Below are 10,537 nucleotides of genomic sequence, written 5' to 3' on the forward strand. Positions count from 1 at the left end.
CCTCAGTCGCCGGATACGTCGCCGACCTCGATGCCTTCCCGAGCCAACGCGACCTGCTGCCGCCGGCTACCATAGACCGGGTGCTCGGTAGAAATCCGGCCCAGAGGCCGCAGCAGGTCGGCTTCCTGGGCCGAATCCGGCCGCGGTCGGTAATACAGGCTGCTGTGCGACACACCCAGCAGCTGGCTTTGCCGGGCAAGGGACAGCGCCGCATTCGGCTTGATCATTGCCCGCCTTTCAGCAGTCGGGCAATGGCGGGCTGTCCGGCCAGAAAATCCCGTTCGACCGGCAATTGTCCGATCTTCTGGTGCAGCCGATCGATGGTTTTCTGCGGGTCGGCAGCCGTCTTGGCACCTCGCTCGAACAACGCTCCCGCCTGCTTCACCAATTCCTGTTTCCACGCGCTGATCATCCTCGGATGCGCTCCGTATTTCGCCGACAGCTCCCCCAGGGTCTTCTCCCCTGACAACGCCGCTATCGCGACTTGCGCCTTGAATTGCGCTCCGTGTTGCTTGCGTTTTACGCTCATCTTTCATGCCCTTTCGGTTCGCTCGGCCTTAGCCTATCCGACTGTCCGAAAAACCGGGACCGCCGCAGAGTTCGGGCATCCGGCAGACCCGATCGAGGCCGTAGGGCTTGCCGGTTCCTGCGGATGTCTCGCGGCTCATCGCGACGACCTCAGGTCGACCAAAGGGGGCTTCGCCCGCCTTTCCTTCTGCAATAGCTCGACTTCCATGACCAGCTCGCCGCCGGTTGGCCTGGTCGAGTGGCTTTTCCACGGGATCGTTCTCGCGTTCCTTGAGACCGGTGGCGATGCCGGCGAGCGCTCGGTCGCGCCAGCGTTCGAGCTGGTCTATCGGCACCGACCCCTCGCGCGAGACGGCATCGACCGGCTCACCGCGCAGCAGGCGCAGCACGACTTCCTTCTTCCACCCAGCCGACCACCGTTTCACCCCGGCGCAACCCTTCCCACCTTCGATTCAGTCAGCATTTCACGACTCCTTCTTCAGACACGATTCAACCCCAAATTGGTGTCCAGAAAAATCGGGGCCACCGCATGGCAGACACCCCTATCGTGCAGCGCGTTTCTGTACCGAGTCGTAATTCATCAGGCGCGCCGCTTCCCGTCTGGCACGGCTGCTCGCTCGTCTGGTGACCGATCCGGTGGCAGCGCCTGGTGACCGAGACTGCCGGCTCGCTCCGGTGCTAAACTTGTCCGACCAAGAAAAGGAGCCTGCCATGATCGTCATAGAACAACAGCCCAAGCGCGTCGAAGTGACCGTTTACGCCGAATTCACCCTGGCTGATTACAAGGAATTCGAGGACGCGGTCAATCACGCGATCCGCTTCGAGGGGCCGGTCGACCTGCTCTTCGACCTGCGCGAAATGGCGGATTTCACCCTCGATGTCGCTTGGGAAGACATCGTTTTCGCGCGTGCGCATGCCAACGATTTCAGCCGGATTGCCGTTCTCACCCACAGCCAGTGGGTCGCCTGGAGTGCCTGGTTGTCGCAGATCTTCGTGCGCGCCGAGATGCGCATCTTCGACGAGGAGGCTGATGCGCGCGACTGGCTGGCCGAGGAGGCGGGGGAGGGCGCCGCATGAGCTACGCGCGACTGGTCAGCAGCAGTGTTCTCGCCGAGCACCTGACCGATCCCGGCTGGCGGCTGTTCGACTGCCGCCATCTGCTGAGCGACTCCGGGGCCGGCAGTCGTGCCTATGCCGCGGCGCATCTGCCGGGCGCGCACTTCATGCACCTCGACCGCGACCTCTCCGGACCGATGAACGGACGTAACGGGCGCCATCCCTTGCCCGATCCGGGTCTCCTGGCCGACAAGCTGGGCGCGGCCGGCGTTTCGGCGACGACGCAGGTGGTGGCTTACGATGACGCGGGCGGCGCGTTTGCCGCCCGACTGTGGTGGTTGCTGCGCTGGCTGGGCCATGATCGCGTTGCCGTGCTCGATGGCGGCATCGATCGCTGGCTGGCCGAGGGTAGACCGCTCACCACGGACTTGCCGCTTGTCGTACCGGCCGTTTTCGAGCTGGCGCTGCGCGACTGGGTGGTGAGCAGCGACGCGGTGCTGGCCAATCTCGATCAGGGCCGCCTGTGCCTGATCGACGCGCGTGGGCCGGACCGTTTCCGCGGCGAGAACGAAACGCTCGATCCGGTCGGCGGACACATTCCCGGCGCGCGCAACCGTTTTTTTCGCGACAATCTGAACGCTACCGCCTGTTTTCGCCCGGCCGCCGAACTGCGCCGCGAGTTCGAAGAATTGCTCGCCGGCGTCGAGCCGGCCGCGGTGGTGATGTCCTGCGGTTCGGGCGTGACCGCCTGCCACAACCTGCTGGCAATGGAACTCGCCGGTTTGCCGGGTGCCCGTCTCTATGCCGGTTCGTGGAGCGAATGGTGCAGCGATCCGGCGCGGCCGGTGGCGCGTCAGGCGTCCTGACCGACTGTACAGCCGCCCTCCTGCGCTGGTGATCCGACAACCATCATCGGGTCTCATGGCGGTGTTTCCCGTTTTCCGGCTGGTGCGGCCGCCCCAGCCGGCCGCGCGATTGCTCCTTCGAGCAGCAGGTCGGCGGCGGCCTCGGCAATCTCGTCGAGCGACAGCCGGCCGTCCGGTCGGTACCACTGGCCGCCCCAGTTGAGCATGCCGAAAAGCAGGAGGCGCAACGGGCTGGCCGAGCTGCGCAGTCGGCCCAGGGTGGCCAGTTCGTCGAGGGTGGCCTGCCAGACCGCCTGGTAACGGTCGGTGGCGGCGGCAATTTCGGCCCGTGCGGTGGCGTCCAGCGAGCGCGACTCGTAGATCAGCATCGGCGTGTGGCAGTCGCTCTCGAGCAGATTCCCCAAGTGCGTACGGATCATCACCCGCAGGCGTTGCGCGGGATCGCCGACCCCCGTGCAGGCCGCCTGCAGCCGGCGGTAGCCCGCCTCCAGCCCTTCGATCATTGCCGCTTTGAGGAGGTCCTGCTTGCTGCGGAAATGGTAGAAGGGGCTGCCCGAGCGCATGCCGACCGCTTCGGCGATGTCGCGCGTGGTGGTGGCGTCGAAGCCTTTCTCGACGAACAGGCGGGCCGCCGTACGCAGCAGTTCGTCGCGGCGATTCGCCTCGGGAGGGGCGCCTTGCCGCTTGCGCCCGGCGGTCATCCGGCTCAGAGCGTTGCCGCCAGGCGGGTGCCCTGATCGATCGCGCGCTTGGCGTCGAGTTCGTTGGCAACGTCGGCGCCACCGATCAACGACAAGGGCACGCTCGCCGCGCGCAGGCCCTCTTCGAGCTCACGGCGCGGTTCCTGGCCGGCGCAGACGATCACGTGATCGACCGGCAGGCACTGCGGCTGGCCCTCGACGATGATGTGCAGACCGGCGTCGTCGATGCGCTCGTAGGTCACCCCGGAGAGCATCCGCACGCCACGCTTCTTGAGCAGGGTGCGGCGGATCCAGCCGGTGGTCTTGGCCAGACCGTCGCCGACCTTGGCCGCCTTGCGCTGCAGTAGCCACACCTGGCGCGAGGTCGCTTCATGGTTTGGCGCCTTGAGACCGCCGCGCTTGCTGAATTCCGGGTCGATCCCCCACTCGCTCTGGAAACGCTCGATTTCATCGCGGTCTTCGTCGACGTGCGTCAGGAACTCGGCAACATCGAAGCCGATGCCGCCGGCGCCGATGATCGCCACCCGCCGGCCGGCGATGCGATAGCCTTCGATCAGATCGGTGTAGGAGATCACCTTTTCGTGCTCGATGCCGGGCAGATCCGGGCGTCGCGGCACGATGCCGGTGGCCAGAACGACGTGCTCGAAACCGGCTTCGGCCAGTTCGGCTGCCGTGCAGTGTTTGCCCAGTTCGAGCGTGACGCCGACATTGCGCAGCCGGTGATCGAAGTAACGCAGGGTTTCGCTGAACTCTTCCTTGCCGGGAATGCGGCGTGCCAGGTTGAACTGGCCGCCGATTTCGGGAGCGGCATCGAACAGCGTCACCCAATGGCCGCGCTCGGCGGCGGTCAGCGCGCAGGCCATGCCGGCCGGTCCGGCGCCGACCACGGCAATCCGCTTCGGCGCAGCGCTCTGCTCGATGACCAGTTCGGTTTCCCGGCAGGCGCGCGGGTTGACCAGACAATAGGTCAGCCGTCCCTCGAAGATCTCGTCGAGACAGGCCTGATTGCAGGCGATGCAGGTATTGATCTCGTTCGCACGACCAGCCGCCGCCTTGTTCACGAAAGCCGCGTCGGCCAGGAAGGGACGGGCCATCGAAACCATGTCGGCACAACCCGAGGCGATCACTTCCTCGGCCACCTCCGGCGCATTGATGCGATTGGTGGTGACCAGCGGAATGCCGACCTGACCCATCAGCCGCTTGGTCACCCAGACGAAGGCGGCACGCGGGACCATCGTGGCGATCGTCGGGATGCGTGCCTCGTGCCAGCCGATGCCGGTGTTGATGATCGTTGCACCGGCCTCCTCGACCGCCCTGGCGAGGGTGACGATCTCGTCCCAGGTGCTGCCGCCCTCGACCAGGTCGAGCATCGACAGGCGGAAGATGATGATGAAGTTGGGGCCGGTCGTCGCCCGTACGCGGCGGACCGTTTCAAGGGCGAAGCGGATGCGGTTCTCGAAACTGCCACCCCAGCCGTCCTCGCGGAAATTGGTCTGCTGCGCGATGAATTGGTTGATCAGATAGCCTTCCGAACCCATTACCTCGACACCGTCGTAGCCGGCCAGTTGCGCCAGGCCGGCGCAGCGCGCGTAGTCGTCGAGTGTGCGCTCGATGTCCTCCTCGCTCAGTTCGCGTGGGCAGATCGGCGAGATCGGCGCCTGCACCGCCGATGGCGCTACCGCGCCGCGATGGTAGGCATAGCGGCCGGTGTGCAGGATCTGCATGGCGATCTTGCCACCGGCCTGGTGTACGGCGTCGGTGATCTGCCGGTGCTTTTCGGCCTGCGTTTCGTTTTCCAGCGCCGCGGCGCCCGGCATCACCACGCCGTCCTGGTTGGGGGCGATGCCGCCGGTGACGATCAGCCCGACGCCGCCGCGCGCCCGTTCCGCGTAGAAGGCGGCGAGGCGGCTGAATCCCTTGGGTGCCTCTTCGAGGCCGGTGTGCATCGAACCCATCAGGACGCGGTTCTTCAGCTTCGTGAAGCCGAGATCGAGCGGGGCGAGCAGGTGCGGGTAGGCCGGGTGGAGCATGCTGGGGTTCTCCTGGGATGGGTTGGTCGTGCAATCACCGATCAAAAAATAAGCAAGCAATCGCTTGTTGGATTATCCGCCATTGGCCGCTCGCGTGCAAGTGGCCGGTCCGCATGGGAGCGTCAGCAGTCTTCGGCAGCAGATCAGGCACGGCAGGTTCGTTTCGCGACACGCCCGACCCGGCCGCCGGGAATGAAAAAGCCGCCCCGAAGGGCGGCCTTGAGGGTTGCTCTTCAGCCTTCTAGCTGCGGCGCTGGCGGGCGAAACCCAGGCCGGCCAGGCCCAGGCCGAGCAGGCACAGGGTGGCTGGCTCGGGAACGGCGGTTTGCGAGAAGCGCTGCTCGAATCCTGTCAAGTCGGCTGTCTCGCCGGGATCTGTCGCCCATACCAGAATGTTCTTGCTTATCCAGATCGAACTCAAGGGTGTGAAAGTGGCCTGGTCGGTCAAGTTGCTGGTCAATCCGTTACCACCCAGGGAAGGGTCGAGCCAACTGAACTCGACCTGCTTGACCCCCAGATCATCCAGGCCCGCGCTTGTGCCGATGGTTTCCCTGATATAGAAACCGTTGTCCCCCAAATTGTGGACAAGGCCACCGGTCAACCTCAGCGAATTGTCCTTGATCAGCTTGCCGGGATCGAGCACCGAGACGCGAAATCCGAAGGTGGCGTCCAGATAGGCGTAAAGACCATCGCCGCTCACGCTGAACTCGCCATTGTGCACGCTGAAGCTCAACCCGGGACCCGGGTCCATGCCGCCGTCGTTGAGCGGGGTGACGTCGATATTGGTGGCGTTGAAGGTCCTGAGGGGGTCACTGCTATCGTAAAAACTTAAAGCCCAGTTGTCGAAGAGCTTGTCGCCGGCGGTGATGCTGCCGCCGTTGAGCAGGTCGGATAGCGGGATGGCCTGGACACTGCCGCTGGCGGCCAGGGCCAGCATCAGTGCGCTGAAGGTTCGGGTGAGTTTCATGGTCGGGCTCCTGGTTGGGTTGCTTGGATGGTTGATCTCTTCGTGTGTTGCCCCGGGTTGGCCGGGGCAGCACGCTTCACTCGATGATTACTGTGTGGCGCAATTGGCTCGCGTGCACCGGGGAATGCAGACCTTGACGTCGGCCGGGTCGATCTTGCCGTCCCGGTTCGCGTCGCGCGGATCGTTGGCGGTCGGCGTCTGTCCCCTGGCCCGGCTGATCAGGGAGAGGTCGAGCTGGTCGATGTCACCGTCGCCATCGACGTCGCAGACGCCTTGTGCCGCGCTGCCGACGGTCACGTCATAGACTACCGGCGACTGGCCGTTGGTGTTGGCGTCGAGACGCACGCGGACTTCGAGGAAGCGTCCCGTGAGGCTCGGATTGCCGCCGTTGCTCACCACCTGCCAGGGCAGGCTGGCCAGACCGGTCTGCGTGTTGGCGGCGCGAACTTCGGTCACCACCGAAGCGCCGGCCGGTATGTTGGCGGTCCAGGCCACCTTGTTCCATATCGTCGTGGTGGCGCCGCCGTCCTTCACCACCGACCAGGTACCGGTCTTGGTGGTGACGCTGAGTGCCGCCGTGCCCGACGCGTCGGAATAGGTGTAGGGTTCATAGCCGACCGGCAGCACACCAAGGAAATCGCCGTTGCTGCCCTTGTATTTGGCGATGTTGTGGGTTGCCCGGTGCACCTGCCAGACGTCGTTGTTGGCATCGGCGATGACGCCGCGGCTATCCGAACTGCCGACCTGGCTGCCCTTGTCCCAGAGCACCGAACCGTCGACCGGGTTGAACTTGACCACGCCACCATCCCGCTTGCTGACCAGCACATTGCCGTCGTTGTCGGTCCCCACCGCGTAGGTGCAGTAGTTTACGTCGGCGGGAGTGGTGACCCCGGTGACGACGTTGTACTGGACGTAGCTGCTGCACGAGCCACCCATGTAGACGTTGGTGCTGCCGTCCGCCGCCTTGCCCAGGGCCAGTCCGTAAACGGCGGCCGGGACTCCGATCGCCGAGAAGGGGTAGGGGCCGACATCGCTGCCGGTGTTGGTGATCTTGAGCAGCACGCCATTGGCCCAGCTCGCTCCCCAGAGCGTGCCGTCGTCGTCGATCAGACAGCCGTAGTTGGGATATCCGCCGGTGGCGACAGGGCCGGCGATGGTGTGGCCATCGGTGGCGCTGATCTTGAAGTATTCGGCGTTGTTGTACAGGCCGACCCAGAGGTTGCCGTCGGTACCGATGCACAGGGCGCGCGCCAGACCGTTGAAGCGAGTCATCCCGCCGCCATAGGCGCCGTCCGGCACGCGCTTCGCCCAGGCGATGCGTTCGTCCTGCAGCTCGTTGTCGTCGATGATGCCGTTGCCGTTGCTGTCGACCAGGGGCTTCATCTCGCCGATCTGGATGCTGCCGTCGCCGTTGGTATCGACCACCGTATCCATCACGCCGTTGTTGTTGCGGTCGATGTAGGTGTTGTTGAGGATCTTGAGGATGGTCGGATAGCCGCCGAACCAGCGGTTGGCGACATAGGCATTGCCCTCCTTGTCGACCGCCGTGCGCGACGGTGCGGGTCCGTTCCACGCATCATGGGCATGGGTGCCGCTGTTGAACCAGGTGCGGTAGCGGGCGACCTCCTTGCCCGGCATGGCCGGCGGACCGGCGACCTGATTCGAGTCGATCTTCGACAGGGTATCCTCGCCGGCATTGGCGATCCACAGGGTCGGGAAGCTGCTGCCACCGACGTTGAGCTGCAACTGGTTGTTGTTCGGCGCGGTATGGTTGACGCCGACCAGGGTTCCCTGGTCGAACTCCGCGTCCAGCGTGTAGACCGTGGTCGTCGCCAGCGCGCTGCCCGCCATCATGGCGAGTGCCATCGCCATGGGGGTCAAGGCGAAAGATCTCGTCGAGCGGGAAAGGGATTTACGGGTGCTCATTTTTCACTCCTTGATGTGAACGGATGGATTGCTGTTGCTTGCGACGACCAGGCCGGGTCCGCCGGAGACCGGCTTGGTGGCGGGCAGGTAATGGGGGCGCAACATCACGTCGTGGCCCAAATTCTGGGTCAGGCGCGCTTGCTGCGTGCCGTCGACGGATACTGCGTAGATCTGGGCGTTGCCGTCGCGCAGACTGACGAAATAGATGCGGCTCCCGTCGGTCGACCAGGCGGGGTAGTTGTCTTCGGCCGGGTTGGCGGTCAGGTTGCGCGCGCAGCTGCCGTCGGCATTCATGACGTAGATATCACCGCGCGCTCGGTCGGCGTTGCCTTCGGGGCTGGAGACGTAGGCGATGCGCTGCCCGTCGGGAGACCAGACGGCATTGGCGAAGACCGCCGATCCACCCTCGGTCAGCTTGTCGACCCTGCCGCTCTGGAGATCGACCAGACGCAGGTTGAGCGCGTACCCCCTGGATTCGGCATAGCTGATCTTGTTGCCATCGACCGACCAGGCCGCGCCGAGCTTCTTGTCCTTGGGCTGCTCGGCGGTCAGGTTGCGCTGTGCGCTGCCGGCAACATCGACCACCTGGATGTCCTGGCGGTCGTTCGGGCTGAAGCTGAAGAAGGCGACCTGCTTGCCGTCCGGAGAGGGCAGCGGCGGTCCCTTGTCGAGCTGGTCGCTGGTCAGGCGGGCGAGATTGCGTCCGTCGGCGTCCATGATGAAGAGGTTGGCGTTGCGATCGCGCAGCGAGCGGAAAACGATCCGTCCGTCGGCCGTCCAGGCCGGCGTATTGTCGGCACGCCGGTTGTCGGTCAGTCGCTGCGGGTGGCTGCCGTCGGCATTCATGACATAGATCTCGGCGTTGCCGTCGCGGTAGGAGGTGAAGGCGATCCGCTTGCCGTCGGGTGACCAGGCAGGCTCGGTATTTTCGGCGGGACCCAGGGTGAGCGGCTTCTGGCCCGAGCCATCGCCATTCATCACGAAGATCTGGGCGTTGCCGTCTCGCGTCGAGACAAACAGCACCTTCCCGTCGCCATCACCCGCAATGCTCTTCGCAGGTATCGACAGCAGACCCGTCAGAGCCAGTGCCCAAACCATCGGGTTGATTCGCATGGACGGACCTCGTCAGCGGAAGTGGCCGAGCGAGCCCTGGCCGATCAACTGGCCACTCTTGTCGAAAACTTCGACGGCATAGCGCCCGGGAGTCGCCAGCGGGTAGGCCAGCTTCAACAGGCCCTTGCTGTCCACGGACAGAAATTGGTCGCTGATCTTCCCGTCCGGCAAGGTGATGCGCAGCTTGACGGTGTTGCCCGGATTCAGGTTGCCGGCGTTTACGATCATCTGATTTTTTTCGTTGGGCGTAGACGGAACCGATACCCACGGCTGTGCGGCCAGAGCGGAGCTCGACAGCGCAATGGCCGCCGAGAGCAGGAATGCATTGACATGGGTACGGCGACTTGAACTTTTGGTCATGCTTATCTCCTTGAGCGATGGGTTGGGTGACGTGGCCCGACGACGGCCAGACAGGCCTTCCTGCATAAGCAAGCTTTATGCCGAAATGGGGTAACCTCAGGAAAAATATGGGTTTTCGCTCTGCCGGGTAACTGCACAGTGGCGTCGGTGTAAAAATAGTCGACACTGGTCAGCAAGTTGTGGTAGGCATCGCTAAGCTCTGGCCCGTTTCCGCGCCAGGGATGAGAGGAAATAGTTGGTAAAGAGTTACTCTTCGTTGGCCGAGAATGGAGTCGCAGAGGTGGCCGGCGAAGCATGCTATGCTTGCCGGCCGGAACGGGGCCGTAGAATCGGGAAGCCTCGCGGCAGGGAAAATGGAGACTGATCCGGTGGTAAACGCAAGTTCTGAAGGGCACCAGACAAGCCGGCGGGCGGCTGGCCCTGCGGCGATCCAGTCAGGGGATTTGGTGATCGCGGCAGCGACGCTCGGTGCGCTTTTGCTGCTCGGCGGGCTGCTGCCGACGGCGGCGTTCGCCGTCGGTAACGTCTATGTTTCCTATGCCGCCGATGGCACGCCAAGCTACGCCAGCCAGCGTCTGGATTCCACTTACCGGCTGTTCATTCGCGCCGAGGCGCCGCCCATCAGCCGGGGCAGGCCGATCGCCAGGGGCTCCGGCGAGAGTCTGGCGCAAGACAGGGCGCAGTTGGTACCGCTGATCGAGCACTATGCGCGCCTGCATCAGGTGACCCCGGCGCTGGTTGCGGCGGTGGTGGGGGTGGAATCGGGGTTCAACGCCAGCGCCGTCTCGCCGAAGGGCGCACAAGGTGCGATGCAACTGATGCCGGCCACGGCGGCGCGCTATGGCGTCAATAACCCGGGCGATCCGGCGCAGAACATCGACGCCGGGGTGCGCCATCTCAAGGACCTGCTCAACGAGCACCAGGGCAACGTCGCCCTGGCGCTGGCCGCCTACAACGCGGGGCAGGGTGCGGTGGCCAGACACGGCGGGC

General features: G+C 64.7%; 12 protein-coding genes. 3 read left to right on the forward strand and 9 right to left on the reverse strand.

Features of this window, described 5'->3' with window-relative positions:
* Positions 1-2 precede the first annotated feature (2 nt).
* The 3 genes from JNK99_RS00035 to JNK99_RS00045 are packed head-to-tail and all read right to left on the reverse strand — an operon-like array spanning position 3 to position 917.
* Positions 3-227, reverse strand: a complete 225-nt coding sequence (locus tag JNK99_RS00035) for a hypothetical protein (protein WP_291846864.1) — start codon at positions 225-227, stop codon at positions 3-5.
* Entirely contained in the window at positions 224-529 is a 306-nt protein-coding gene (locus JNK99_RS00040; protein WP_291846866.1) for a hypothetical protein, read from the reverse strand. The genes JNK99_RS00035 and JNK99_RS00040 overlap by 4 nt, the downstream gene beginning before the upstream one ends.
* A gap of 28 nt (positions 530-557) precedes the next feature.
* Positions 558-917 carry a hypothetical protein gene (locus JNK99_RS00045; protein WP_291846868.1) on the reverse strand — a complete coding sequence of 120 codons (360 nt, stop codon included), beginning with the start codon at positions 915-917 and terminating at the stop codon, positions 558-560.
* Positions 918-1,239: 322 nt separating this feature from the next.
* On the opposite strand from JNK99_RS00045, the gene JNK99_RS00050 reads away from it, so the two are divergent.
* Both JNK99_RS00050 and JNK99_RS00055 read left to right on the forward strand, forming a co-directional pair.
* A complete protein-coding gene (locus JNK99_RS00050; RefSeq protein ID WP_291846871.1) occupies positions 1,240-1,605 on the forward strand; it encodes an STAS/SEC14 domain-containing protein in 366 nt (121 codons plus the stop codon).
* Positions 1,602-2,450 (forward strand): sulfurtransferase, encoded by an 849-nt coding sequence (locus JNK99_RS00055; RefSeq protein WP_291846873.1) that lies wholly within the window; start codon positions 1,602-1,604, stop codon positions 2,448-2,450. Before JNK99_RS00050 ends, JNK99_RS00055 begins: the two co-directional genes overlap by 4 nt.
* 53 nt (positions 2,451-2,503) lie before the next feature.
* Here JNK99_RS00055 and JNK99_RS00060 read toward each other — a convergent pair whose 3' ends face one another.
* The 6 genes from JNK99_RS00060 to JNK99_RS00085 form a co-directional block, all read right to left on the reverse strand.
* Positions 2,504-3,151, reverse strand: a complete 648-nt coding sequence (locus JNK99_RS00060; RefSeq protein WP_291846875.1) for a TetR/AcrR family transcriptional regulator — start codon at positions 3,149-3,151, stop codon at positions 2,504-2,506.
* A gap of 5 nt (positions 3,152-3,156) precedes the next feature.
* Entirely contained in the window at positions 3,157-5,181 is a 2,025-nt protein-coding gene (locus JNK99_RS00065; protein WP_291846877.1) for an NADPH-dependent 2,4-dienoyl-CoA reductase, read from the reverse strand.
* Positions 5,182-5,422: 241 nt separating this feature from the next.
* A complete protein-coding gene (locus JNK99_RS00070; RefSeq protein ID WP_291846879.1) occupies positions 5,423-6,148 on the reverse strand; it encodes a PEP-CTERM sorting domain-containing protein in 726 nt (241 codons plus the stop codon).
* Positions 6,149-6,235: 87 nt separating this feature from the next.
* Entirely contained in the window at positions 6,236-8,074 is a 1,839-nt protein-coding gene (locus tag JNK99_RS00075; protein ID WP_291846881.1) for a dockerin type I domain-containing protein, read from the reverse strand.
* Positions 8,075-8,077: 3 nt separating this feature from the next.
* Positions 8,078-9,187 carry an SMP-30/gluconolactonase/LRE family protein gene (locus JNK99_RS00080; protein WP_291846883.1) on the reverse strand — a complete coding sequence of 370 codons (1,110 nt, stop codon included), beginning with the start codon at positions 9,185-9,187 and terminating at the stop codon, positions 8,078-8,080.
* Positions 9,188-9,199: 12 nt separating this feature from the next.
* A complete protein-coding gene (locus JNK99_RS00085) occupies positions 9,200-9,547 on the reverse strand; it encodes a hypothetical protein (protein ID WP_291846885.1) in 348 nt (115 codons plus the stop codon).
* A gap of 446 nt (positions 9,548-9,993) precedes the next feature.
* Here JNK99_RS00085 and JNK99_RS00090 point away from each other — a divergent pair.
* The coding region (locus JNK99_RS00090; protein ID WP_291846887.1) for a lytic transglycosylase domain-containing protein at positions 9,994-10,537 on the forward strand (544 nt) is incomplete at its 3' end.

This window comes from Accumulibacter sp. (assembly GCF_016789985.1).
In the GTDB taxonomy this organism is placed as follows: domain Bacteria; phylum Pseudomonadota; class Gammaproteobacteria; order Burkholderiales; family Rhodocyclaceae; genus Accumulibacter.